Annotated in this window: 25 protein-coding genes; 15 read left to right on the forward strand and 10 right to left on the reverse strand. The window is 72.6% G+C overall.

Annotated features, from left to right (window positions below):
• The first annotated feature begins 56 nt into the window (after positions 1–56).
• Together ABZ815_RS04215 and ABZ815_RS04220 are read left to right on the forward strand one after the other, a co-directional pair.
• Positions 57–1,460, forward strand: a complete 1,404-nt coding sequence (locus ABZ815_RS04215) for an APC family permease (protein ID WP_357693774.1) — start codon at positions 57–59, stop codon at positions 1,458–1,460.
• Positions 1,457–2,095: a GPP34 family phosphoprotein gene (locus ABZ815_RS04220; protein ID WP_357693776.1), complete on the forward strand. Its 639-nt coding sequence runs from the start codon at positions 1,457–1,459 to the stop codon at positions 2,093–2,095. Before ABZ815_RS04215 ends, ABZ815_RS04220 begins: the two co-directional genes overlap by 4 nt.
• Before the next feature lie 72 nt (positions 2,096–2,167).
• Here the strand turns inward: ABZ815_RS04220 and ABZ815_RS04225 are convergent, their stop codons facing one another.
• A complete protein-coding gene (locus tag ABZ815_RS04225) occupies positions 2,168–2,530 on the reverse strand; it encodes a hypothetical protein (RefSeq protein WP_357693778.1) in 363 nt (120 codons plus the stop codon).
• Complete coding sequence (locus tag ABZ815_RS04230) at positions 2,527–4,302, reverse strand: hypothetical protein (protein WP_357693780.1); 1,776 nt, start codon at positions 4,300–4,302, stop codon at positions 2,527–2,529. Before ABZ815_RS04230 ends, ABZ815_RS04225 begins: the two co-directional genes overlap by 4 nt.
• Before the next feature lie 176 nt (positions 4,303–4,478).
• Here ABZ815_RS04230 and ABZ815_RS04235 point away from each other — a divergent pair, with 176 nt between their 5' ends.
• From ABZ815_RS04235 to ABZ815_RS04245, 3 genes are all read left to right on the forward strand, one after another.
• Complete coding sequence (locus ABZ815_RS04235) at positions 4,479–5,471, forward strand: hypothetical protein (protein ID WP_357693782.1); 993 nt, start codon at positions 4,479–4,481, stop codon at positions 5,469–5,471.
• A 61-nt stretch (positions 5,472–5,532) separates the two neighbouring features.
• Positions 5,533–6,096: a hypothetical protein gene (locus ABZ815_RS04240; protein WP_357693784.1), complete on the forward strand. Its 564-nt coding sequence runs from the start codon at positions 5,533–5,535 to the stop codon at positions 6,094–6,096.
• A gap of 41 nt (positions 6,097–6,137) precedes the next feature.
• Positions 6,138–7,145 (forward strand): endonuclease/exonuclease/phosphatase family protein, encoded by a 1,008-nt coding sequence (locus ABZ815_RS04245; protein ID WP_357693786.1) that lies wholly within the window; start codon positions 6,138–6,140, stop codon positions 7,143–7,145.
• An 11-nt stretch (positions 7,146–7,156) separates the two neighbouring features.
• Here ABZ815_RS04245 and ABZ815_RS04250 read toward each other — a convergent pair whose 3' ends face one another.
• Positions 7,157–8,599: a long-chain fatty acid--CoA ligase gene (locus tag ABZ815_RS04250; protein ID WP_357693788.1), complete on the reverse strand. Its 1,443-nt coding sequence runs from the start codon at positions 8,597–8,599 to the stop codon at positions 7,157–7,159.
• 141 nt (positions 8,600–8,740) lie between these two features.
• Here ABZ815_RS04250 and ABZ815_RS04255 point away from each other — a divergent pair, with 141 nt between their 5' ends.
• Together ABZ815_RS04255 and ABZ815_RS04260 are read left to right on the forward strand one after the other, a co-directional pair.
• Positions 8,741–8,881 carry a helix-turn-helix transcriptional regulator gene (locus ABZ815_RS04255; protein WP_357693790.1) on the forward strand — a complete coding sequence of 47 codons (141 nt, stop codon included), beginning with the start codon at positions 8,741–8,743 and terminating at the stop codon, positions 8,879–8,881.
• 26 nt (positions 8,882–8,907) lie between these two features.
• A complete protein-coding gene (locus tag ABZ815_RS04260; protein WP_357693792.1) occupies positions 8,908–9,924 on the forward strand; it encodes a hydroxyacid dehydrogenase in 1,017 nt (338 codons plus the stop codon).
• Between the two features lie 32 nt (positions 9,925–9,956).
• Here the strand turns inward: ABZ815_RS04260 and ABZ815_RS04265 are convergent, their stop codons facing one another.
• Positions 9,957–10,790: an NAD(P)H-binding protein gene (locus ABZ815_RS04265; protein WP_357693794.1), complete on the reverse strand. Its 834-nt coding sequence runs from the start codon at positions 10,788–10,790 to the stop codon at positions 9,957–9,959.
• A gap of 114 nt (positions 10,791–10,904) precedes the next feature.
• On the opposite strand from ABZ815_RS04265, the gene ABZ815_RS04270 reads away from it, so the two are divergent.
• Together ABZ815_RS04270 and ABZ815_RS04275 are read left to right on the forward strand one after the other, a co-directional pair.
• The gene (locus ABZ815_RS04270) at positions 10,905–11,630 is read left to right on the forward strand and encodes an MgtC/SapB family protein (RefSeq protein WP_357693796.1); all 726 of its coding nucleotides are present in this window, start codon (positions 10,905–10,907) and stop codon (positions 11,628–11,630) included.
• 94 nt (positions 11,631–11,724) lie between these two features.
• A complete protein-coding gene (locus ABZ815_RS04275; protein ID WP_357693798.1) occupies positions 11,725–12,642 on the forward strand; it encodes an NAD(P)-dependent oxidoreductase in 918 nt (305 codons plus the stop codon).
• Here ABZ815_RS04275 and ABZ815_RS04280 read toward each other — a convergent pair.
• Both ABZ815_RS04280 and ABZ815_RS04285 read right to left on the reverse strand, forming a co-directional pair.
• Positions 12,600–13,430, reverse strand: a complete 831-nt coding sequence (locus tag ABZ815_RS04280; RefSeq protein WP_357693800.1) for an AraC family transcriptional regulator — start codon at positions 13,428–13,430, stop codon at positions 12,600–12,602. The genes ABZ815_RS04275 and ABZ815_RS04280 overlap by 43 nt on opposite strands.
• A 29-nt stretch (positions 13,431–13,459) precedes the next feature.
• Positions 13,460–14,347 carry a fumarylacetoacetate hydrolase family protein gene (locus ABZ815_RS04285; RefSeq protein ID WP_357693802.1) on the reverse strand — a complete coding sequence of 296 codons (888 nt, stop codon included), beginning with the start codon at positions 14,345–14,347 and terminating at the stop codon, positions 13,460–13,462.
• Positions 14,348–14,413: 66 nt separating this feature from the next.
• Between ABZ815_RS04285 and ABZ815_RS04290 the strand changes: the two genes are divergently transcribed.
• Both ABZ815_RS04290 and ABZ815_RS04295 read left to right on the forward strand, forming a co-directional pair.
• Positions 14,414–15,121 (forward strand): FCD domain-containing protein, encoded by a 708-nt coding sequence (locus tag ABZ815_RS04290; protein ID WP_357693804.1) that lies wholly within the window; start codon positions 14,414–14,416, stop codon positions 15,119–15,121.
• A 20-nt stretch (positions 15,122–15,141) separates the two neighbouring features.
• A complete protein-coding gene (locus ABZ815_RS04295) occupies positions 15,142–16,398 on the forward strand; it encodes a DUF3500 domain-containing protein (RefSeq protein WP_357693806.1) in 1,257 nt (418 codons plus the stop codon).
• On the opposite strand, the gene ABZ815_RS04300 is transcribed toward ABZ815_RS04295, so the two are convergent.
• The gene (locus tag ABZ815_RS04300) at positions 16,383–17,279 is read right to left on the reverse strand and encodes a cation diffusion facilitator family transporter (RefSeq protein ID WP_357693808.1); all 897 of its coding nucleotides are present in this window, start codon (positions 17,277–17,279) and stop codon (positions 16,383–16,385) included. The two genes, ABZ815_RS04295 and ABZ815_RS04300, sit on opposite strands and share 16 nt — an antisense overlap.
• 207 nt (positions 17,280–17,486) lie before the next feature.
• Here ABZ815_RS04300 and ABZ815_RS04305 point away from each other — a divergent pair, with 207 nt between their 5' ends.
• The 4 genes from ABZ815_RS04305 (at position 17,487) to ABZ815_RS04320 (ending at position 21,839) form a co-directional block, all read left to right on the forward strand.
• Positions 17,487–18,776 (forward strand): cytochrome P450, encoded by a 1,290-nt coding sequence (locus ABZ815_RS04305; RefSeq protein ID WP_357693810.1) that lies wholly within the window; start codon positions 17,487–17,489, stop codon positions 18,774–18,776.
• A gap of 44 nt (positions 18,777–18,820) precedes the next feature.
• Entirely contained in the window at positions 18,821–19,501 is a 681-nt protein-coding gene (locus tag ABZ815_RS04310) for a TetR/AcrR family transcriptional regulator (RefSeq protein ID WP_357693812.1), read from the forward strand.
• Between the two features lie 116 nt (positions 19,502–19,617).
• On the forward strand, positions 19,618–19,938 hold the full coding sequence (locus tag ABZ815_RS04315; protein WP_357693814.1) for a helix-turn-helix domain-containing protein: 321 nt from the start codon (positions 19,618–19,620) through the stop codon (positions 19,936–19,938).
• Positions 19,939–20,093: 155 nt separating this feature from the next.
• Positions 20,094–21,839 carry a hypothetical protein gene (locus ABZ815_RS04320; RefSeq protein ID WP_357693816.1) on the forward strand — a complete coding sequence of 582 codons (1,746 nt, stop codon included), beginning with the start codon at positions 20,094–20,096 and terminating at the stop codon, positions 21,837–21,839.
• A 254-nt stretch (positions 21,840–22,093) separates the two neighbouring features.
• On the opposite strand, the gene ABZ815_RS04325 is transcribed toward ABZ815_RS04320, so the two are convergent.
• Genes ABZ815_RS04325 through ABZ815_RS04335 form a run of 3 tightly spaced genes read right to left on the reverse strand, consistent with a single transcriptional unit; the run spans position 22,094 to position 23,973 of the window.
• A complete protein-coding gene (locus ABZ815_RS04325; protein ID WP_357693818.1) occupies positions 22,094–22,927 on the reverse strand; it encodes an NAD(P)H-binding protein in 834 nt (277 codons plus the stop codon).
• A 34-nt stretch (positions 22,928–22,961) separates the two neighbouring features.
• The gene (locus ABZ815_RS04330; RefSeq protein WP_357693820.1) at positions 22,962–23,504 is read right to left on the reverse strand and encodes a YceI family protein; all 543 of its coding nucleotides are present in this window, start codon (positions 23,502–23,504) and stop codon (positions 22,962–22,964) included.
• A 28-nt stretch (positions 23,505–23,532) separates the two neighbouring features.
• Entirely contained in the window at positions 23,533–23,973 is a 441-nt protein-coding gene (locus tag ABZ815_RS04335; protein ID WP_357693822.1) for a nuclear transport factor 2 family protein, read from the reverse strand.
• Positions 23,974–24,095: the final 122 nt, after the last annotated feature.

The raw sequence follows: 24,095 nt of genomic DNA on the forward strand, positions 1-24,095 counted from the left end.
GTATACCGAGGCCCGTCACCCCCCGCGTGCGCGCATGACGACATGGAGAGGCTGTCGTGCAACCTCAGGAGAACGTCGAGCAGTTCGGCTACCGTCAGGAATTACGTCGCGGGGTCGGGCTTACCGACCTCGTGTTCTACGGCCTGATCTTCATGGTGCCGATCGCGCCGTTCGCGATCTTCGGCCCGGTGTACAAGATCTCGGGCGGCATGCCCGTGCTGGCGTACCTGGTGGGCATGGTCGCGATGTTGTTCACCGCGGCCTCGTACACGCAGATGGTCCGGGCCTTCCCGCTGTCGGGGTCGGTCTACAACTACGCGGGCCGCGGCATCGCCCCGCCGGTCGGGTTCATGACCGGCTGGGCGATCCTGCTCGACTACCTCCTGGTGCCGAGCCTGCTCTACCTCGTCGCCTCGGTCGCCATGAACAACAGCGTGCCGGAGGTGCCGGTCTGGGGCTGGCTGCTCGTCTTCGTGGCCGTCAACACGCTGATCAACCTGCGCGGCATCCGGATGACGATCACCCTCACCAAGGTGCTGATCACCTGCGAGCTGGTCGTGCTCGGCCTGTTCGTGCTCATCGGGATCTGGGCCCTGCTCCAGGGCGAGGGCCACGGGTTCAGCCTCTCTCCGCTGTTCAACCCGGACACCTTCTCCTGGCCGGTGATCTTCGCCGCGGTCTCCGTCGCGGTGCTGTCCTTCCTCGGCTTCGACGGCATCAGCATGCTCGTCGAGGAGTCCGCCGGCGGTTCCGCCCAGGTGAGCCGGGCCATGCGGCTCGCGCTGATCCTGGCCGGCCTGCTGTTCGTCGTCCAGGTCTGGGTGGCGGCCCTGCTGGTGCCCGACCCGGCGGGCCTGCTGGCGTCCGGCTCGGAGAGCGCCTTCTACGACGCCGCCGCCTCGGCGGGCGGCGAGTGGCTGCGGCACGTCACCTCGACCGCCACCGCGATCTCCTGGGGCCTGGCCGACACGCTGGTGGCCCAGGTCGCCGTCTCCCGCCTGCTGTACGCCATGGCCCGCGACCGGCAACTGCCGGCCTTCCTCGCCAAGGTGTCGATCAAGCACTCGGTGCCGGCCAACGCCATCCTGTTCGTCTCGGTCCTGTCCGTCGGCATCGGCGTGTGGGCGGCGCAGCTGGAGGGCGGCGCCGGCGTCACGCTGCTGAGCAGCCTGGTGAACATGGGCGGCCTGATCGCGTTCGTGGTGCTGCACCTGTCGGTGATCGTCCACTACCGGATCCGCGGGCGTTCGTCCGACTTCTGGTCGCACCTGGTGATGCCGCTGGTCGGCATGGCGATCCTGATCTTCGTGATCATCAACGCCAACATCCTGGCCCAGCGGGTCGGGCTGATCTGGCTCGCCGTCGGCTTCGTCGTCCTCGGCGTCCTGTACGCCCGGGGCCGCCGTCCGACGCTGGACGACGGCGAGAAGGCCGGCCTGACCGGCATCCGATCGCCATGACGCGGCCACCGCTCCACCAGGAGCTGTTCCTCATCGGCCACGACCAGTCCGGCAAGCCCCTGGTGCACCAGCACTCGATGGCGCTCGGGCTGGCCGGGGCGATGCTGCTCGACCTGGCGCTGAGCGAGCGCGTCACGGTCGAGCAGGGCCGGATCGCCGTCACCGACCCCACCCCGGTCGGCGACGCCGCGGTGGACTCACTCGTCCCGATGCTGGCCCGCGACCGGGCCGAGCGGGAGGCCAAGTTCTGGATCAAGAAGCTGGCCGAGGACGCCTACGACCGCACCCGGCAGAGCCTGGTCGCCTCGGGCGTGCTCGTCATCGTGACCAGGCGCCGCATGGGCATGTTGCCGTACACGCGTCACCAGCTGGCCGACATCGCCTCGGTGGTGCGCGCCTCGGCCGGGGTGCGTTCGGCCGTGGAGGGCTGGAAGCAGCCCGACGGGCGCGGCGCGGCGCTGTGCGGGCTGGTGGGGGCGCTGCGGCTGGAGGCCGAGCTCTACCTCGACCAGCCTTCTGCCCGGCTCATCGAACGGCTGCGGGAGATCGCGCGCGAGCACTCCCCCGTCGTCGCGGCGGTCGTGGAGCTGATCGACGACATGCTCGGCGAGGCCGCGGTCGCGGTCTTCCGCTGACCACGGCCTCCGCCGGGAACACGGCCTCTGCCGGGGGCACGGCCTCCCCCCGACCACGGCCCCCCGCCCGGGTCAGGTGAACAGCTCGCGGATCTGGCCGACGACCTCCACGATCACCGACACCTCGGCCGCGCGGGCCGACAGCCGCTTGAGCGCGTCCATGACGCGGGAGCGGTCGGGGTCGGCCTGCTCGATCTCCTGCCGCACGTCGGCGACGTCCCGGCGGGCCCGCGCGGGCTCGGTCACGGCCGCCTCGTGCTCGGTGAGCAGCCGCTCCAGCAGGTCGAGGAGCCGGGCAGCCTCGCCGGGGGACGTGCCGCCCAGGTTGTTGACCGTGGCGCGGGAGTGCGGGCCCACCGCGATCGGGCCGCTGACCTCGCCGCCGCTGATGTGCACGCCGTACGAGCCGGGCATGGGGGTCTCCTCGTTCGTCACGCGCTCTGCCCTCCCAGGTTGTTGACCGTCGCGGCGGCCTGGTGCCCGAAGGCGACCGGGCCGCTGACCGTGGCGCCGCCGCTGACCGACAGCGTGTTCATGGTCACGCTCGCCGCCTGCAGACGGTAGGCGCCGGTCTCCACGCCCCGGTCCTCCAGGAAGTCGAGGACCGCCTCGGTGAGCCGCTGCTCGATCATCCGCACGTACTTGGATACGTCGAGCACCTGGATGTGGGTCTGCAGGTCGTCGCTCGCGCCCAGCTCGCGGACGCTGAAGCGGGCGCCGTAGGGGTAGACGATGTGCTTGCGCGGGTCGGGCGCCATCATGTTCTGCCGGACGGCCTGCGTGCCCGTACGGACCAGGCGCGCGGGGGCGGCGAGCACGTCGCGCAGCAGCCGCAGCTTCAGCGACCGGACCGCCTCCCAGGCGATGCGGCCGCCGGTCATCGTGGGCAGCCGGTCGACCACGTGGTACGGGCCGTAGGCGGGCGGCAGCACGGTGACCACGAACTGGGTGTAGAGCATCCGGCCCTCGACGGCCAGGTAGATGAACGCCGAGGTCAGCGCCTCCTGGTCCTCGGCGGGCGCGACGAGCCGGCCGTTGCGGTCGCGGATCTCCTGCCCGGCGTTGTTGATCGTGACGCGCTGGTAGTAGCGCACGCCGCCCTGCGGATGGCGGACGACGGCCTCGATCTCCTCGGGCGTGGCGTGGGACCTGGGCAGGCCGTTCTTGCCGATCAGCGGATGGGAAACCGGGGCGCCGCCCTGGTGCCAGTCGGCCACGGTGAAGATCCCCCGGGTGACGACGTGGTCGCCGATGTCGAGGCGCTGGATGCCCTCGTTGGGACGCAGCACGCGGTCGCGCATGTCCTTGAGCCGCTCGCGGACGAAGGCGTGCAGCTCGACGGGGTCGAGGTCGACCGGGTCGTCCTGGCGGCGCGGCGGGCCCTCGCGGCCGCGTACGCGGTCGAGCTCGACGGCGATCGACCAGCTCCGGGCGATGGACCCGGCGCCCATGAAGGCGTCTTCGTTGGCGTACATGGTGACGTTGCCCCACTGGGCGCTGCGCACGTAGTCGATGCGATGGGCGGCGCGGGGGCCGGCCGCGCCGGTGACCGGCTCGGGCGCGCCCGGCCGCAGCGTGCCGGCCAGGGTCATGTACGTCGCGATCCGGTAGACCAGCGCCACCCCGAGCGTGGTGAGGGGCACGGACATCGCCAGCGCCAGCGGCCCCGCGTTCTGGCCCAGGACGTCGGCGAGGTCGTAGGAGGGGCGGTCGTCGTAGAACGAGGACCCGGAGAACCCCAGCAGGATCGTGTACAGGCCGGTGAAGAACACCGCGAACAGCGTGACCAGGGCCATGCTCGCGGCCCAGAACCAGAGCATGGCCCGCAGCACCGCCGAGCCGCGCCGGACCCGCGCCGAGGTGAGCAGCACCAGCGGGACGAGCACCGCCACCCACGCGATCGTGTTCATCGGGGAGATCATGAACCCGATGAGGAAGAACACCGTGATGAGGGCGTCGCGGACGACGAGCATCGAGCGCGAGCGGCGGCAGTGGTGGATCACCGGGATGAGGTCGAAGCCGCCGTAGGACGGGGGGACCGCGCGGTAGGGATCGAACATCAGCTCCGCCAGCACCCGGTCGCGGAACCCGCTGTCCAGGTAGGCGGCGGCGCTGAGGTAGCGGGTGACGTTGCTCATGCGGGGCACGCCCGGGTGGGCCGCCGTGTCCCGCGTCGAGCCGGTGGCACCGGAGCTGCCGACGGCCATGACCCTCCTTCGTCGGTGGACCTGGCCGAGCTTATGAGGGGCGAGTGCTTTGGGGGGCTCGTTGTTATCAAATAGTCTCGTTCACCAGAAGTGAAGCTCAGAACAAAAGCCCGATAAATCGAAATTCATCCCTTTACGGAACATTACGGGAGGGTATATTGGTCCACCATTCAGGCGTGGGAGGGCGGTGCGGGCGATGCGGCAGCGACACCGGCGCCCTGGCCCAATGCCCCCGCTGCGGCGCCCTCCTCCCCGTCCCCCCTCCCACCCCCTCCCCCACCCCGACCACCACCCCTGACACCGGCACCGGCTCGCCGCCCGTCGGCCCCGCGGACGTCAGGGGCGTCGGGTCGGGCGGGCGTCCGATCCAGGGCGGGCCGCTCGGCGGGGCTTCGCCGAGGGCGCCCGGGGACGACCATCCGCCGCCGCCCTCACGGCTGCGTCCGCCGGGGTGGCGGCGACCGGTGGTGCTGGTCAGCGTGGCGGCGGCCTGTGCGACGACGGCCCTGGTGTGGTGGGTGGCCGGGAGCGGGCCGTCCGCACCGGCCGAGGCGGGCCGGAGCCCGGACGGCGGGCCGCCGGCCGGGCAGCCGCAGACGTCGGCCGCGACGGCAGGGGACCCGGCGAGCGAGGACCCCGCGACCGGGGACGCCACCGCCACCGGAGACCCGGCCGCGACCGGGGACCCGACGCCGAGCGGCGACCCGACCACGGACGGGGCCGGGACGGCGGCCGGCCAGGCCGGGCAGGTGGACGAGCTCCTGTCCAGCAGCAGCTCGACCCGTTCCAGCCTGTCGGCGGCGATCGCCGACGCGACCGGCTGCCACCGGGCCGCCGTGACCACGATCGAGGAGATCACCGCGAGCCGCCGCGACCAGCTCGCCGCCGCCCGGACGCTGGAGGTGACGGCCCTGCCCGAGGGCGCGGCGCTGAAGCAGGCGCTCATCACCGCGCTCGACGCCTCCTACGACGCCGACACCGCCTTCCTGTCCTGGGCCCGGCGCCATCTGGCGGGGGGCTGCACCGGCCCGGTCTCCGGCGACCGGAATTACCGGCGGGGTCTCAGCAGATCGGCGGACGCGCAGACGGCGAAGGAGCAATTCGTCCAGGCATGGCGACCGATAGCGGGGACCTACGATCTGACATTTTGGAAAGCCGATCAGATCTAGCCATATTGGCCCATAATTCACACATATAGCCGAAATTCCGAGCGTACGAAGGAGTGTTGCGATGTTCCTGCCACGACGTCTGGTACGGCTGGCCGCAGGTGCGGCGGCCGGGTACCTGCTCGCCGTACGCCCCTGGCATCTGCGCTGGGGCGCCACCGACAGCGAGGTGCACGAGGACCTGCCGGGTGACGACATCGTGCCGCTCCCCCAGCTCCAGGCCACCCGCGCCGTCACCGTGGACGCCCCGCCCGCCGCAGTCTGGGCCTGGGTGGTCCGGCTCGGCGGCTACCCGCGTCCCGGCACGCGTCCCGGAGCGGCCGCCGAACCCGACCGGCCCCTCCGGGACCTCAAGCCGGGCGACGTCATCGGCGGCGGCTTCGTCGTCGAACGGGCCGAGGTGCCCCACAGCCTGGTGCTGGCCGACCGCGGCGCGGACGCCACCACGACCTGCTCCGTCGCGCTCCGCGACACCGGCGGCGGCACCCGGCTGATCTACCGGCTCCGGACGCGCGGCGAGCCCACCGTACGCGGCGCCGCCCACGTCGCGATGACGGACGTCGGGGACTTCGTCACGATGCGCAGGCAGCTCCTCGCCGTCAAGGCCGGGGCCGAGTCGGCGGGCTGACCCCGGTTCGCCTCCTCCGCCGCTGCCTTAGGGTTCATGCTGTGGATCAACGGGGAGCGAGCGCGACGGCCGAACGCGCATCCGCCGACGAGCGTCCGGCCCCCCGGCGACGCAGGCGCTGGTTCGCCTGGACGGTGGTCGCGCTGCTGGCGGCCTGGGCGGCGCTGCGGGTCGGCGGCCTGGAGACCGGCTCCTTCCTGACCCAGCTCATGACGGTGACGCCGATCGGCGCGGGGCTGGCCGCCCTGACCGCGCTGCTGTCGGTGCTCAGGCGCAACCGTCCGGCGGGGCTGTGCGCGGCGCTCGTGGGCGTGGTGCTGGTCGCGTGCCTGATCCCGAGGGCGTCCGGGGTGGAGGCGGGCAAGGTGACCGACGGCGTCCCGCTGCGGGTGTTGTCGGTCAACCTGTTCGGCCGGGCCGACGCCGAGGCCGTGGTGCGCCTGGTGAGCACGTACGAGATCGAGGTGTTCAGCGCGCTGGAGCTGACGCCGGACGCGGTCCGGCGGCTCGACCAGGCCGGGCTGCGCAAGCTGCTCCCCTACCGGGTGCTCCAGGCCGCGGACGGCGCGATCGGCAGCGGCCTGTTCGCCAAGCGCCCGCTCAGGTCGTTGCGGGGCCTGTTCACCCCGATCGGCCACAACATGCCGGCCGCCACGCTGTCCCTGCCCGGGGGCGTCAAGGTCGAGGTCGTGGCGGTGCATCCCGACGCGCCGCTCGGCCCGATGGTGGAGCGGTGGAACGCCTCGCTCAGGGCGCTGCCGTCCCCGTCGCCGTCGGTGATCAGGGTCCTGGCCGGCGACTTCAACGCCACCCTCGACCACCGCGCCTTCCGCGACCTGCTGGCCCGCGGTTACGTCGACGCGGCCGACCAGGTGGGCAAGGGGCTCGTCCCGACCTGGCCCAGCGGCCGGGCGATACCGCCGATCATCGCGATCGACCACGTGCTGGCCGACCGGCGGGTGGGCGTGGCCCGTACGGAGCTCCTCGACGTGCCCGGCACCGACCACCGCGGCGTCTTCGCCGACCTGCGCCTGCCCGCGATCGGCTGATCCCGCCCGGGTCAGCCGCCCTGCTCCCCGTACAGCCTGCTGAGGGACGCCTTGAGCACCTTGCCGGCGCCGTTCCTCGGCAGCTCGGGGACGAACTCCAGATATTTCGGGATCTTGAAGCGGGCCAGGCGGCCGTCCAGGTGGGCGAGCAGGTCGTCGGGCTCCGCGCTCGCTCCCGGTCGCAGCACGACCAGCGCTTTGCCGGTCTCGCCCCACTTCTCGTCCGGTACGCCGATCACCGCGCACTCGGCCACCGCCGGATGGGCGTACAGCAGGTTCTCGATCTCGGCCGGGTAGACGTTCTCGCCGCCGGAGACGTACATGTCGCTGATCCGGTCGGAGATGCGGACGTATCCGTCCTCGTCGGCCACTCCGATGTCGCCCGACCTGAACCAGCCGTCGGCGGACAGCACCTTCGCGGTCTCCTTCGGACGCCGCCAGTAGCCGGGCATGACGTTGGGGCCCTGCACGTACACCTCGCCGGGCTCGCCGGGGGCGGCGGGCGAGCCGTCGGGGGCCACCAGGCGCACGTCGGAGAAGAAGCACGGCACCCCGGCCGAGCCGAGCTTGTCGTCCGGGTGCCCCTCCCCGAGGAAGAGCGCGCCGGGCGAGGTCTCCGTCATGCCGTACCCCTGGAGGAACGTCAGCCCGCGCGCCCGGTACGTCCTGATCAGCGGCTCGGGCACCGGCGCTCCCCCGCACAGCAGGTGCCGCACTCCGGACAGGTCGGCGCCCGCCCAGCGCGGCGACCGCGCGAGGGCCGTGAACATCGACGGCACCCCGAACATCACCGTCACCCGCTCGGACTCGATCAGGTCGAACGTCCTGTCCACCTCGAACGACGGCTCCAGCAGCGCCCTGCCGCCCTTGAGCACGGTCGGCACGAGCGTCTGCGCCAGGGCCGCGATGTGGAACAGCGGCGCGCTGACCAGCGTCACCTCGTCGTGCGCGAGCGGCACGTCGACCAGCAGGTTCACGGCGTTCCAGATGAGGTTGCCGTGGGTGAGCATCGCGCCCTTGGGGCGGCCCGTGGTGCCCGAGGTGTACATGATCAGGCAGATGTCGTCCTGGCTCACCGGCTCGTCGAGGGGGTCGGCGGGCGCGCCGGCGATCAGCTCCTCGACGGCGTCCTGGCTCAGGTGCCGTCCTGGCAGCCCGCCGCCGTCGCGGCCCTCGCCGAGGACGACGACCCGGGCGCCGGAGTCGTCCAGGACGAACCGCAGCTCGGGCGGGGCGAGCCGGGCGTTGAGCGGGACGAACACCGCGCCGAGCAGGCCCGCGGCGAAGAACGTCTCCACCAGGGACGGGTGATTGGGCCCGAGGTAGGCGATCCGGTCGCCGCGGCCCACGTCGAGGGCCGCGAGCCCGTGAGCCAGCCGGGTGACCCGGTCGTACAGCTCGCCATAAGTGCGGTCGATTCCCTGGAAACCGATCGCGGGCCGGGCGGGCGTCATCCGCGCCCTGCGTGCCGGCCAAGACCCAAGCCCCTGATTGCGCATCGGCACTCCTTGACGGTCAGGACTCAAGGTAGGTCACCAAGCGCTTGCTGTCACCGGAATGCCACACTTTCTCCCGCCCCGCCCGGGCGAGCCCGCATGGTGGCCGAGGGCGCTGCCGGCAAGGCGGTCGCCGAGCAGCTCTTCCTCGGCGGGCGCACGGTCGAGCACCATCTCAGGGACATCTTCAGCAAGCTCGGCATCCGCTCACGGGTGGAGCTGGTCAGGTTCACGTCCTGAGCGATGCCGCCGCCGGAAGGACCCAGGTGAACGTACGACGGCCGCGTGCCCTGCTCGTCATGGACCCCGCCACCTTCGCCGAGCAGTTCCACGAGCCGCAGTTGCGGCGGCTGCGCGAACTGGCCGAGGTCGGCGACCCCGTCTGGACCGCCGACCTGGACGCGCCCGCGGCGCGGCGGGCGCTGAACGCGGCCGAGGTGCTGGTGACGTCGTGGGGCTGCCCGCCGCTGACCGCCGAGCGCCTGGCGGACGCGTCCCGGCTGCGCGCGATCTTCCACTGCGCCGGCTCGGTACGCGGGTTCGCCACGGACGCGGTCTGGCGCCGCGGTCTGCTCGTCACCACGGCGGCGGACGAGAACGCGATCCCGGTGGCCGAGTTCACCCTGGCCGCGATCGTCTTCGCCGGGAAGAAGGCGCCGTTCCTCGCCCAGGACGCGCGCCGGTACCGCGAGGACCGGTCCTACCTGGCCCGGCGCGGCGAGCTGTCCAACCGCGGCAGGACGATCGGCGTCGTCGGCTTCTCCCGGGTGGGCCGCCGGGTCGTGGACCTGCTGCGCGTCCTGGAGGCGGCGGAGGTGCTGGTCGCCGACCCGTACGCGGACGCGGACGAGGTGCGCGCGGCCGGCGCCCGCCTGGTCGCGTTGCCCGAACTGCTGGCCCGCTGCGACGTGCTCACGCTGCACGTCCCGGCGCTGCCCGCCACCCGTCACCTCGTCGGGGCCGCCGAGCTGGCCCTGCTGCGCGACGGCGCGACCGTGATCAACACCGCGCGCGGCTCGGTCCTGGACACCGCCGCGCTGGAACGCGAGTGCGCGGCCGGCCGGATCGACGCCATCCTCGATGTCACCGACCCCGAGCCGCTGCCGGCCGGCTCACCGCTGTACGACCTGCCCAACGTCATGCTCACCCCGCACGTCGCGGGCTCGCTCGGCGCGGAGACCCGGCGGCTCAGCGACAGCGCACTCGACGAGCTCGAACGGCACGTGTCGGGCCGTCCGCCGCGCGCTCCCGTGACGGCCGGGGATCTCGGCGTGAGCGCCTGAGCCGACGCGCGGGCCGCCCGCCCCCGCGGCTGTCACCGGAAGGCGGCGGCGTTGCGCCTGGCCCAGCCCGCGAAGTCGCCGGGGGCCCGGCCGAGGATCTTCTCGACGTCGGGGCTGACGGTCCGCTCCCGGACGGTCGGGGTGCCGAGGATGTCGAGCGTGGTGTCGGCGACGGGAGCGGGCATGAACGTGACCATCTGGGCGCGGGCCTCCTCGCGGGTCTGCTCGGCGAAGGCGATCGGCTCGCCGACGGCCTCGGCGATGGCGGCGGCCCGCTCGCGCGGGGTGGTGAGGGCCGGCCCGGTCAGTTCGTACGTCGCGCCGGCGTGGCCCGGCTCGGTGAGGACGGCGGCGGCCACGGCCGAGATGTCCTCCGGGTCGACGATCGGCAGGCCGACCTCTCCGAAGGGCGCGGCCACCGCACGGCCCGACCGGACGGACGGGACCCAGGCGTAGGCGTTGGAGGCCAGGCCGCCGGGGCGCAGGATCGTCCAGTCGGCGCCGGACTCCATGACGGCGCGTTCGAAGGCGGCGAAGGCCAGGCCGTGCGACGGCGAGTCGGGCCGGGTGGCCACTCCCTGGGAGGAGAGCAGGACGATCCTGCCGGCCCCGGCGAAGGGCGCGACCACCCGGACGGGGTCCCCGGTCATCATCAGGTCGCCGCCGATGAGCAGGAAGACCGCGTCCGCCGCGGCAGGCAGGCCGGCGGACGGGCCGGACAGGTCGGCGGCGACCGCGCGCACGCCGGCCGGCACGTCGGACGGGGTGATGCGGCGGGACACGGCGGTCACCTCGTGGCCCCGCTCGGCGAGCAGGCGGACCAGCGGACGGCCGACGTTCCCGGTGGCACCGGTGACAACGATCACGATTCTCTCCTCAGTCATTAGTCAGTTGCCTGACTAACAAGAACCGTAACACAGAAACTGAGTCAGACAACTAACTACGTGTGAATCCCGCGGGCCCCGGGGACATCTGGGCAAATGGGGACGGTTCTCGCTGCCACGGCGCTGGCCGGGCAAGGATGGACCCAGCTGGGCGAACTGGGCCTGGCCCTGCTGCTGTCGGCCGCCATCGGGCTCGAACGCGAGATCCGCCAGAAGAGCGCCGGCCTGCGCACCCACACGCTGGTCGGCTTCGCCTCGGCCCTGATCATGCTGGTGTCCAAGTACGGCTTCGCCGACGTCCTGGGCGAGCACGTCACGCTCGACCCCTCCCGGGTGGCCGCGCAGATCGTGTCGGGCATCGGGTTCATCGGCGGCGGCCTGATCTTCGTCCGGCGGGACGCGGTGCGCGGCCTGACCACCGCCGCGGTGGTCTGGCTGACCTGCGCGGTCGGCATGGCCGCCGGAGCCGGCCTGTGGCTGCTGGCGATCGCCGTCACCGCCGGCCACTTCCTGGTCCTGTTCGCCTTCACCCCGCTCAGCGCCCGGCTGCCGCGCTCGAAGTACGCCCAGTCGCGCCTGCACCTGACCTACCTCGACCGCCACGGCGCGCTCCGGCGGGTGCTCTCCCTGTGCAGCGACATGGGCTTCGTCATCGCCGAGCTCACCATGGAACGCGAGCACGAGGGCAAGGACCCGCGGTCGGTCTCGATCTGGCTCGTCGTCCAGGGCTCCGGGGTGGTCAGGGAGCTGGTCGCCGAGCTGCTGGACATCGACGGCGTGCTCGGCGTCTCCAGCGAGGACCTCGACGTCACCACGCCCTGACGGCGGCCGGGGCCGCACAACCGTTCAAGACCGGGGCCCGTCCGCCCGGCTACAACGGTTGGCGGCGGCACGCGTGGAGCGGGAGGTCGGGCGCATGGCCGGAGCGGGATTCATCGGACTGGGCATCATGGGACGGCCCATGGCGCTCAACCTGGTGCGGGCGGGCACGCCGGTCGTGGTCTGGAACCGTACGGCGGCCGGGTGCGAGCCGTTGCGGGCGGCCGGCGCGCGGGTCGCGGCGAGCCCGGCCGAGGTGTTCGAGGCGGCCCGGGTCGTGCTGCTCATGCTGGCCGACGAGGCCGCCGTGGACGCGGTGCTCGGACGCGGCACGCCGCGGTTCGCGTCCATGGTCGCGGGGCGGGTCGTGGTGCACATGGGCACGACGTCCCCGGCGTACTCGGCGGACCTGGGCGCGGCGGTGCGGGCGGCGGGCGGCGACTACGTCGAGGCGCCCGTGTCGGGCTCGCGCGGCCCGGCCGAGGCCGGACGGCTGGTGGCGATGCCGGCCGGCGAGCCCGCGGCGGTCGAGGAGGTACGCCCCCTGCTCGCCCCGATGTGCTCCGAGGTGATCGCGTGCGGCCAGGTCCCCGGCGGGCTGCTGATGAAGCTGGCGGTGAACATCTTCCTGATCACCATGGTCAGCGGCCTGGCCGAGGCCACGCACTTCGCCGCCCGGCACGGCCTGGACCTGGAGACGTTCGCCCACGTGCTGCACTCGGGCCCGATGGCCAGCGAGGTGTCCCGGTCGAAGGCCCGCAAGCTGCTGGACGGCGACTTCGCCGCCCAGGCCGCCGTCGCCGACGTGCTGAAGAACAACCGGCTCATCGCCGAGGCGGCGCGGGCGTCGGGCGTGGCCTCGCCGCTGCTGGACGTCTGCCACGAGCTGTTCGCCGAGACCCTGGCGCTCGGGCACGGCACGCTCGACATGGCGGCCGTCGTGCGCGCGATCGAGGCCAGGACCGACGGGCCTCAGGTGAGGGCGGCGGTCCACTCGCCGGGTGTGAGCCCGTAGGCGCGCTTGAACATGCGGGTCAGGTGGCTCTGGTCGGCGAAGCCCGCCCGCAGCGCGGCCTCCGGCAGCGGCAGGCCGCCGCGCATCGCCCGCCGGGCCAGGTCCAGCTGGCGCATCGTCCTGAACCGGGTCGGGCTGGTGCCGAAGGCGGCGCGGAACTGGCGGGCGATCGTCCAGCGGTCGAGCCCCGAGACGCGTTCCAGCACGGCCACCGGGTGCCGGGTCGCGGGGTCGGCGGCGATCAGCTCGCGCACCCGCGTCAGGGCCTCCAGCGCGAGGGTGCCGCGCCGCCGCCGGGCGGGGACGTCGGCGTGACGCTCCAGCGCCGCCGCGACCAGCAGCGCGACCTCCAGCCGGGCCAGTTCCTCCAGGGGCTCGTCCAGGTGCCGCAGCCACGCCAGCAGGGCCGGCGACATCCCCTCCGGCCGCACGACCGGGTCGGCGACGAACGGCAGCGGCCGGCCGCCCAGCGCCTCCTGGACCAGGTACGGGTCGACGTAGAAGATCCGGTAGCCGAAGCCCGCGTCGGTGCCCGCGGCGCCGTCGTGCGGCTCGTCGGGGTGCAGCACGTGCCACTCCCCCGGCAGGCATCGCCGCAGCTCGCCGCGGTAGCGGAAGGTCTGCACGCCGGCGAGCGTGACACCGATCGCGTACGTGTCGTGGCGGTGGGGCGCGAACGCCTCGCCGACGAGCGAGGCCGCCAGCCGCTCGATGCCCTCGGCGGCCGGGCCGAAGCGCAGCCGGTGCCCCGGCCGTGCCGCCCCGCCCCGGACAGGTCGTGTCTCCACCACCCCAGTGTCGGCCATCGCGGCCGGGTTCACCCCTCCGTCTCGGGCAGCGCCCGCGCGTCGTTCCCGACGATCGGGTTGCGCACCCGGCCGAGGCGTTCGGCCTCGACCTCGACGACGTCGCCGGGCCGCAGCAGCCACGGCGGGGTACGCGCGTAGCCGACCCCTGCGGGCGTGCCGGTGGCCAGCAGGTCGCCGGGCCGCAGCGTGAACGTGCGCGAGATCAGGGCCAGGGTGTCGCCGACGCCGTAGACCATCTCGTCGGTACGCCCGTCCTGGACCACCTCGCCGTTCACCCGGGTCCGCACCCGCAGCCCGTCACGCAGGTCGCCGACCTCGGACGCGGGCACCAGCGGACCGAGCGGGCCGGAGCGGTCGGCGTTCTTGCCGAGGATCCACTGGCTGGTGAGCTTCTGCGCCCTGCGCGCGGTCAGGTCGTTGAAGACCGAGTAGCCGGCGACCGCGGCCAGCGCCTCCTCCGGGTCCGCGTCCACCAGCGGCGCGGCGACGTAGGCGGCCACCTCGCCCTCCCAGTCCAGGCCGTCCTCGCCGGAGGGCACCGGGACCGGGACGCCGTCCACGGTCAGCGACCGCGTCCAGCGGGCGAACAGCGTGGGGTGCGGCGGCACGCCCTCCCCGGCGTACGAGCCCTCGGCGACGTGCCTGAGGTAGTTCAGACCGACGCAGATCACCCGGGCCTGCGGCAGCACCGGCGGCACGAAGGTGACCGACGAGGCCGGGACCCGCTCACCGGCCGGCTCGCCGGACAGGAACCCGGCCGCGCCGGCCCAGAACCGCTCCAGCGGGGCCAGCACGGCGACCTCGGCGCCGTCGTCCGACAACGCGCCCACCTCGACCCCGTCGCCCCTTTGAACGGCCCCTTCTGTGGCGTTCCGGCGGATCCCGACGATCCTCATCGTTCATCTCCTCAAGGCCGCGAAAACCTTCCAAAGGTTCGCAGGTTTTGTGGTTGGATCCGGACTATGCCCTACCTCTCCTCTCCCGGACAACCGGCGTCCGCCCCCGGACAGGGCGCGCTCACGCGGGCCGAGCGCTTGGCCGCCGCGCTCGACGACCGGATCAGGTCGCGCGGGCTGACGCCCGGTGAGCCGGTCGGCACGCTGGAGTCGCTGCGCGCGGAGACGGGCCTCGGCTACGCCACGGTCAGCGAGGCCGTCCGGCTGCTGCGCGACCGGGGCGTGCTGGAGATCCGGCCGGGGCGCGGCGGCGGGCTGTTCGTCGCCGACCCCGGTCCGGTGGTGCGGCTGCGGCACACCCTGCTGGGCGTCGCGGAGGAGCCGGGCACGGTCGCCGACGCCATCGAGCTGCGCGACCACCTGGAGGAGCTGATCGACGTCGGCGCCGCCCGCCATCGCACCCGCCGGGACGTCGCCGACCTGCGCCGCCTGCTGCGACGGCTGCGCGCCGCGCCCGGCTGGGACGCCTTCGTCCGCGCCAACTGGGCCCTGCACGAACGCATCGCCGCGATCAGCCCGAACGCCATGGCCCGCGCCGTCTACACCGGCACCCTCGGCCATCTGGGCGCCACCTTCCCGAGCCCCGACGACGCGGCCGGCGCCGGCTACCGCGAGCAGCGCTACCAGGTCCACGCCGACCTGGTCGAGGCGATCGCCGCGGGCGACGAGAACGCGGTACGGGCCGCCGTCGCCCGGCACAACACCACCACCTGAGACAGACCGAAGGGGCCCGCATGCCCGGCGAGTACCGCCAGTACCTGTTCCCGCACGACCACCCGCGGCTGGCCGGCGTCCGCGGCCTCGACCCCTACGCCTACCGCGAGCTGGCCAGGACGCCGGGCACGTTCACCGGCGGCCTGATCGAGGGCTGGACCCCGCTGTACGGGAACGACTTCCGCGGCGTCACCGAGGACGGCGCCTTGAGGGACGGCCTGCACCCGTTGACACCGGCCGCGCCCGGCGAGGAGGCCCCGGTCGCCGCCATGGTGTCGGCCGCCCGCGACCTGCTGGCCTGCCTCGACGACGAGGGCCGCGAACGCCTCTCGTACGAGGTCGACGCCGTGGAGTGGCAGACCTGGGCCAACCCCGAGTTCATGCAGTTCGACACCGGCCTGCGGCTGGACCTGCGGCCGCCGGTCGTCAGGGAGAAGGCGCTGGCCCTGGTGGGCGCCTCGCTCTCGCCCGAGGGCCACCGGCTCGTCCGCGCGGTGATGCGGGTCAACGGCTTCCTCGGCGAGGTCGTCGGCCTGGAGACCGTGCTCAACGAGTTCAGCTACAACCTCGCCCTCTACGGCACCCCCGACCTGCGGGCCCCTTGGGGCTGGCAGCTCTACGGCCACCACTGCGCCCTGAACTGCCTGGTCGTCGAGGGCCGCATGGCGCTGTCGCCGGTGTTCCTCGGCGCCGAGCCGGACGAGATCGACGCCGGTCCGCACGCCGGCCTGCGCGACCTGTTCGCCGACCGGGTCGCCCTCGGCCTGCGGCTGATGGCCGCCCTGCCCGAGGAGCAGCGCCGGCAGGCCGTCGTGTACGAGCGCATGGTCGATCCGGCGATGCCCGAGGGACGCGTGCACCCCGGGGACGAACGTCACCTGGCCGGGGCGTTCCAGGACAACCGCGTGATCCCGTACGAAGGGATTCGGGTCGCCGCCATGCCCGCGGCGGCGAGGGAGGACGCGCTGGCCGTCGCCGAGTCGTTCGCCGGCCTGCTCCCGCCCGGCCCGCGCGCCGCCCGGCTGCGGGAGATCGCCGCGCACCTGGAGGAGACCTGGTTCTGCTGGATCGGCGGCCACGCGCCCGGCGACGTCTTCTACTACCGGCTGCAGTCACCGGTGATCGTCGCCGAGCTCGACCACCACTGCGGCGTCTTCCTCGACTACGACACGCCGAAGCCGTTCCACGTCCACACCGTGCTGCGCACGCCGCACGGCAACGACTACGGCCGCGCGTGGGTCCGGCGGTGGACGGCCGCGGGTCAGGACTCGGGCTGAAGGTAGACGACCGTGGACATCGGGACCCGTTCGCGGATGCGCCGCTCGGTCTCGGCCAGCGCCTCGGCCACCGCGTCCCCCTGCTCGGCGACGGTGACGCGGGCGGCCACCAGCAGCTCCTCCGGGCCCAGGTGCAGGGTGCGCAGGCGGGTGAAGGAGGCGACGGCGTCGTCCTCGCGCAGGGCCTCCTCGATGGCCCGCTGGACCTCCGGGGACGCCGACTCACCGATGATCATGCTCTTGGTCTCGGTGGCCAGCGTGATGGCCACGATGATCAGGAGCACGCCGATGGCGATCGAGCCGATGCCGTCGTAGACCGGGTTGCCGGTGACCAGCGCGAGCGTGACCCCGATGAGGGCGAAGGCCAGCCCGGTCAGCGCGGCGGTGTCCTCCAGCAGGACCACGGGCAGCTCGGGGGCCTTGGCCTCGCGGATGTAACGCGTCCACGACCGGCCGCGGCGGGCCTGGTCGGCGTTGCGCACCGCCGTGCGCAGGGACAGCCCTTCCATGACGATCGCGCCCACCAGCACGCCGATCGCCCATGGCCAGCTCTCCAGGGGCTTCGGGTCGCTGATCTTCTCGTAGCCCTCGTACAGGGCGAACATGCCGCCGCCGAAGAACAGCACCACCGAGACCAGGAAGGCGTAGAAGTACCGCTCGCGCCCGTAGCCGAAGGGGTGGTCCGGGGTGGGCCCGCGTTTGGCGCGGGACTGGCCGAGCAGCAGCAACCCCTGGTTGCCGGAGTCGGCGAAGGAATGGATGCCCTCGGCGAGCATCGAGGACGACCCGGTGAAGAAGAACGCCACGAACTTGGTGACGGCGATCCCCAGGTTGGCGGCCAGCGCCGCGTAGGTGGCCTCCTGCGAACCCTTACCGCTCACGCCGTCCCCGCAACCGGTGCTCGTGCGGGCTGTCGGGTCATCGCTGTCCTCCCGGGCCGTCGTCTCTGTTGGATGCGTGCCTTTGCCCCGTGTGCCCGCGTCCACACCTTGATCCCGCGTCCAGGTCGCCGTGCACGGCGTGCATTGATGCGCGTCGTGCATCTTTGTAGGGTGGAACGGCCGCATCCGAGAGAACAGGACGTGCCGATGAGCGACACCAGCCTGACCGACGACTCCCCGGGCGCCGGCCCCACGGCGATGCGTCGCATCCTGCCCGCCGACCTGGTCGAGCGCGGCCGCTGCCCGTTCGACCCGCCGCCGGGCCTGCGGGAGCGGCGCGGCCAGGACCCGGTCCAGCCGGTGCGGCTGCTCAACGGCGCCCAGGCGTGGCTGGTCACCGGCTTCGACGAGGCCCGCACCGTCCTGTCGGACGCCCGCTTCAGCGCCGACCGGGTCCGCCACCGCGAGGCCACGTCGTTGCAGCCGCACGAGGTGGCCGAGCAGGCGGCCGGCACCCTCCAGCCGGGCCCGCCGGTCGAGAGCCGCGAGGACGGCTTCTTCGTGTTCATGGACCCGCCCGAGCACACGCGCATCCGCCGGCTGCTGACCGGCCAGTTCACCGTCCGTCGCATGCGGGAGCTGGAGTCGCGGGTCACCGAGATCGCGGTCGAGCACATCGAGGCGATGCGGGCGGCCGGCCCGCGGGCCGACCTCGTGCCGGCGTTCGCGCTGCCGCTGCCCTCCCTGGTCATCTGCGAGCTGCTCGGCGTCGACTACGCCGACCGCGCCGAGTTCCAGGAACGCACCTCCGTAGGGCTGAACGCCAACTCCACCGCCGAGGAGCGGGCCGTCGCGGGCGCCGAGCTCTACGCGTTCATGCAGCGCCTGGTGGCCGCCAAGCGTGCCGAACCGGCCGACGACCTGCTGTCGGGGCTCGTCCACGAGGCCGACCCGCCGCTGACCGACGCCCAGCTCGTGGACGTCGCCCTCGTCCTGCTCGGCGCCGGCCACGAGACCACCGCCAACATGCTGGGCCTGGGCGCGTTCGCCCTGCTGGAGCACCCCGACCAGCTCGCCGCCCTGCGGGAGGACCCCTCCCTCGTCGACAACGCGGTCGAGGAGCTGCTGCGCTTCCTGAGCATCATCCAGCTCGGCGTCAGCCGGGTCACGACCGAGCCCGTCACGCTGGGCGGCGCCGACCTCCCGGCCGGTTCGACGGTCGTGATCGCCACGCCGGAGGTCAACCGCGACCCCCGCCACTGGCCCGACGCCGACCGGTTCGACGTCGACCGCGCCCGCGTCCCGCACCTGGCCTTCGGGCACGGCGTGCACCAGTGCCTGGGCCAGCAGCTCGCCCGGGTCGAGATGCGCATCGGGCTCAAGGAGCTGATCACGCGGCTGCCCGGTCTGCGGCTGGCCGTACCGGCCGAGCAGGTGCCGGTGCGCAACGAGATGCTGATCTTCGGCGTGCACTCCCTGCCCGTCACCTGGTCCTGACCGGGCCGGACCCCATAATGGGGACCGTGGTGAAGGAGGCCGGGGTGGTTCAGCTCGCATCGGGCGGCGGGGAGCCCGCCTCGCCGGCCGTCGGCCGCCGCGAACGCAAGAAGCAGGCCACCCGCGCCGCCCTCCGCGAGGCGGCGCTCCGGCTCTCCCTGCGCCACGGCGTCGCGAACGTGACCGTCGAGCAGATCGCCGACGAGGCCGACATCGCGTTGCGCACCTTCTTCAACTACTTCTCCAGCAAGGAGGAGGCGGTCGTGGCCTCGCTGGCCGCCGCCGCCCAGGAGCTCATCGCCCGGTTCAGGGCCCGGCCGCGCACCGAGCCGGTCCTGCGGGCGTTCCGCGAGGCCGTGCTGGCCGTCATGAACGAGAGCGACGCCGCCGGCCGCGACCACGTCCGGGCCTTGCAGCTCGTACGGGCGGCGCCCACGCTGGTGCCCCAGCAGCTGGCCGTACTGGCCGCGCAGGAGCAGGCCCTGGCCGAGGCGATCGCCGAGCACATCGGCCACCCCGCCCCCGGACGGCCCGGCGACACCGGTTATCCCCTCCTGTGCGCGTCCGCCGCGTTGACGGCGCTCCGCGTCGTCCTGGACCAGTGGCTCCGGCAGACCGCGGCCTCCGCCCGGCCGCCGGACACGGCTCTGCTCGCGCGGCAGATCGACACGGCCATCGGCCAGCTCGCGTCCGGCCTCGACCACCCCGGCCACGACGTCCCGTAGCGCCCGCCCGGCCGAGAACTGAAGCTGATTACCGGAAAGAGAGTTCGTTATATGGTGGTGAGTGATCGAACTCCTCTGAGCCTGCCCGGCAGCCGACCGTGAAGTGAGCAGCCAGCGTGCCCGACGACCGCCCCTCCACCTGGACCTTCCTCACCCACCACGCACGCGTCCTGATGGAGATCGCCAGAGATCCCGAGACCCGGCTGCGCGACATCGCCGCCCGCATCGGCATCACCGAGCGGGCCGTCCAGGGCATCGTCTCCGACCTGCACGAGGGCGGCTACCTCAACCGCGAGCGCGTGGGCCGCCGCAACCACTACAGCCTCAACCTCGACCGCGGCTTCCGCTACCCGACGGAGGCCGGCATGCCGGTCCGCGCCCTGATCGACATCTTCGCCCAGCACGACCTCCCCACCCGCCACGACCCCGGACCTTGAAGGTCCTGCGGCAAGCAGGCGAATTCCCCGAAGGCGCCCCCCTGACCATCAGCTGACGCCACCGCCTACATCACGGAAGACCGGGCGACGGCGATGCCGCGCTAAGATCGCGTCCCGTGCAGCCGGACGGTTTATGGCGAATTATCAGGATCGGATTGGTAGGTCTGGTCCTTGCGGCGGCGGTCGCGGGACTGATGATCGGCGACTCCTGGCTCTGGGTGGCCGTCGAATGGTCACCACCGGCTCAGCTGAGGTTCTACGCGCCCGACGGGTTCGACACCCTGACGACGGTGACGCTGCTCGCGGCGGCCCCGGTGAAGGCCGCACTCCTGTGGCTGATCCTGCGTGCCCCCGCACCGGGCCCGCTGGATCGCCGGGCGAAGGCGCTGCGCCTGCTGCTGTGTCTGGCGGTGGCGTACATGCTCGTGCTGTGGTTCGCGATCGCGCTGCTCCCCGACGTGGTCGGCGCGGCGTTCCGGCTCGCGCTGTGGACCTCGATCGACGTCCTGTACCTGCTCGTCATCCGCTGGCGGTCCTGGGCGCTGCGCACGGCGGCCGGGGCGGTGTTCGCGGTCGATCTGACCGGGATGGCCAACGAACTGCTCGACGAGCTCGACCTCCCGGAGCTCGGCTCGGGCGGCATCGTCGGACCGGTCTTGATGCTGAGCGGAGCGGCGGCGACCGTCATCACGGTCCTCGGACAGTGGCGCGACGGACGGTGGAGCCGCGGCACGCTGATCGCCGGGTGGTCATCGGTGGGCGTCTGGGCGTTGGTGATCCCGCTCAACCTGCTCTTCGCGGAGATCTTCGGCGGCAGTCTGGCGACGACCGTCGTGATGGACGCGGTGGGGCTCGTCAGCCTCGTCTGGCTCGCCGCGACCGCCCGTGAACTGCCCACCGACGACCGCCTGGCGGATCTTCCGCCCGCGCGGCGGCGGGCGGTCCGCGTCGCGGTGGCGGCCGTGGTCGTGCTGCCGATCATCGCGGCGATCCACCCGGAGCAGAACGCGTACCGCACCTACACCGGCACCCACACCGGCACGTCGCCGGGCTGCTACGACCGGCCCAGCTTCGGCGACCTCGAACCCGCGGAACGCGACGCCGCGTTCCTGTGCCTGGCGCGCAGCACAACTGCCGGGATCCCGCCCATGTTCCCGGACAACCTGTCGGACCAGGCGATCCTCGCGTACGGGCGGGCGCTGTGCCGCGCCAAAGACCGTGACGAGCAGGAGGTGATCCTGAAGCGGGCCGGGAGCGCGCGGCCCGCCTCGGGCGCGTACCCGTGGGACCTCGTCTACGTCTGCCCGGAGATCGTCGGCGCGACCAATCCCGAACTGCTGCGGTCGACCGCGGAGACCAAGGCGGCGCACGACGCCTACATCGCCAAGGAGAACGCGAAATGCCGCGATCCGTGGCCCCGGACGAAGGGGGTCGTCCAGGCCACGGCCAACTATTTCCTGTTCGTCGACGGAGATCCCGGCTACCTGGTCCACGACCCCGCGGACGAGGCCGCCGAAGTGGCGGCGGAACAGGCGACGGACAGGAGCTACGACGACAGCGCCGGCATCGGGGTGTCTCGCAGCGCGGCGCTCATCGGGCATGTCGAGGACGTCTCTGATCTGTGTCTCACGGTCAAGGCCCTCCGTACCGCGCCGCCACGGCGCACCGCCGGCTGGGATCAGGTCGACGAGGTGCCGATCGTCAGCCTCAGCGGCCGGCTCACCGTGCCCGAGAAGGGGGAGGGCGAGGTGGGCGCGGGCGCCCCGATGCCGAACCTGGCGATCGCGGGCAAGGGCGGCTACCGTCTCCGTGTCTACGTGCGGATCGGCGAGACGGGAGAGGAACACCTGGTCGTCGTGTTCCCGGGTACGTCGAGAAAGCGGCTCACGCTGAAGCCGTGAGCGGCGGCCGCCGGACGTCAAGCTCAACCGGCTGCGCCGCCTGCCGCATGCCGCTTCCCGGCGCCGGTCAGCCGGCCGGATGGGGCGTCGGCGACCTTGAGCAGGGCCCGGCCCGCGGCGCCTCCTGGGCGAGGGCTTCACTCAGCCCCTCCCGGGCCCACTTCGAGGCGACGTACCCTCCGCCGAGCGGGAACACGGTCAGACCACCGACCGACGAGATCCGGATGAGACCGCGGCCCGTTCCGTCAGGTGTGTCAGGTCGGGCTGAACGCCGCCGCGCGGTGGGCGACCCATTGGGCGTAGGTGAACGGCGGCCGTCCGGTGACGTCCTCGACGGTCGGCGACGTCTCGGCGGTCCTGCCGTCCAGCGCGGCGAGCCCATCGAGGTAGGCGTCGGCCACCTGCGGGGGCATGCCGCTGCCGACCAGCTGCCGCCGGGCCTGCTCGCGCGGCACCTCCTCGAAGCGCACCGGCCGGCCCATCGTCTCCGCGATGATCCGCACGCGGTCGATCTGGGTCAGCGACTGCGGTCCGGTCAGGAGGTACGCCTCACCGACCCGTGCGTCGAGCAGGGCTCGGACGGCGACCGCGGCGATGTCACGGGGATCGATCGCGGGTACCGCCGCGTTGCCGTGGACGCCGCGTACGACCTCCCCTTCGGCGAGCTGCCGAGCCCAGCCGAGGTCGTTGGTCATGAAATAGTCGGGACGGATGAAGGTCCACGGCACCCTGGAGGCGGCGACGGCCCGTTCGAGCCGCAGATGCTTCTCGCCGATCAGCCCGGGTGTGGCGTAGGTGACGGCCGCCGACGACAACAGGACGACCTGCCGCAGCTCGACCTGCCTGGCCGCCTCCAGGAAGCCGTCGACGGCGTCGTGGAGGGGGAACAGGAAGGCCCGGTCGATTCCCGTCAGCGCCGCGGGAAGCGTGTCCGGCCGGGTCAGGTCACCGACCACCACCTCGACCTCGTCGGGGAACGGGTGGCGGGTGGGGTCACGGGTGAGCACGCGGACCTGTTCCCCCGCTTCCAGGAGCTGGTGGACGATGTCGGCGCCGACATTTCCTGAGGCGCCGGTGACCAGGATCATGATCGATCTCTTTCTCTTCTCGGGGCCGGGCCGGTCAGGGCCTTCTGAGTGCCGCCACGTCGAACTCCAGCGTCACTTTCCCGGCCACCAGGCCGGCGGCGGCGGACCAGTGCACGCCCCAGTCCTTGCGGTTGATCGTGGCGCCGCCCTTGAGCTGGAGCCGGAGGTCGCCCGACGGGTCGTGCTCGGCGGACGTCAGTTCGAGGTTCACGATGATCGGGTTGCGCACGCCACGGATGGTCAGGTCCCCGGTGAGTTCGAAGGCGGTCGCGCCGATCTGCCGCACCTCACTTGAGGTGAAGGTGATGGCCGGGTGCTCGGCGAGGTTCAGGTACTTGTCCCGCAGGTACTCGTCGCGCTTCGGGTTGCCGCTCTGGATGCTCGCGCTCTGGACGGTGAGCTGGACGGCCGACCTGGCCGGGTCGCCGCCGTCCAGACGTGCGTGCCCCTCGAAGTCGTCGAACCGTCCGCGGACCTCGGGGCCGATCGTGTGCCGGGCGACGAAGCCGATCCGGGTGCGGGCCAGGTCGAGGGTGTAGTCGCCGGTCAGGTCGCTGAGCACGAAGGTGGTCGTCATGCTGGTCTCTCCTGGATGCGTCGGGGGATCAGGCGTTGAGCGGCGAGCCCGGCAGCGGCGTGGAGTCGAGGTACCTGACCTCGTAGACGCGCTCAGCGAACCTCCACCCTTCGCGGGTGCGCTGGTAGCGGTCGTGGTAGAGGGCGAAGTTCAGGTGCGAGCTGCCGTCGCGCATGCGTCCGAACTCCTGGATGTAGGCCCGGCCGGTCGCGGTGTCGCCGTCGATCCGGATGATGCCGGGGTGGACGTTCTGCACGAAGAACTCCCAGAGTTCCTGGCCCCACCTGACCCCTTCGCGGATCTGCTCCCTGCCGAGGAACTCCTTGCCGATGTGCGGCCAGCGCATGGCGGCGTCGGGGACGAACAGCGAGGCGAGGCGGTCGTAGTCGCGCATCATCACCGCGTCGGTGAGCTCGCCGCGCAGCGCCTCGATCTCGACGCGGTCGGCGACGGCCTGCATGTCGCTCATCGGAATCCCTGCCTTGTCGATGTGTTCCTGAGGTGCTTCGCCACCTTCCAGGTGGTGACGTGTTCATCATCAGCGCAGGTCAGAGGCCGATCAATGTAAGGTTCGTGGGGCGATTCATAACA

Source organism: Nonomuraea sp. NPDC047529 (assembly GCF_040642995.1).
In the GTDB taxonomy this organism is placed as follows: Bacteria; Actinomycetota; Actinomycetes; order Streptosporangiales; family Streptosporangiaceae; genus Nonomuraea.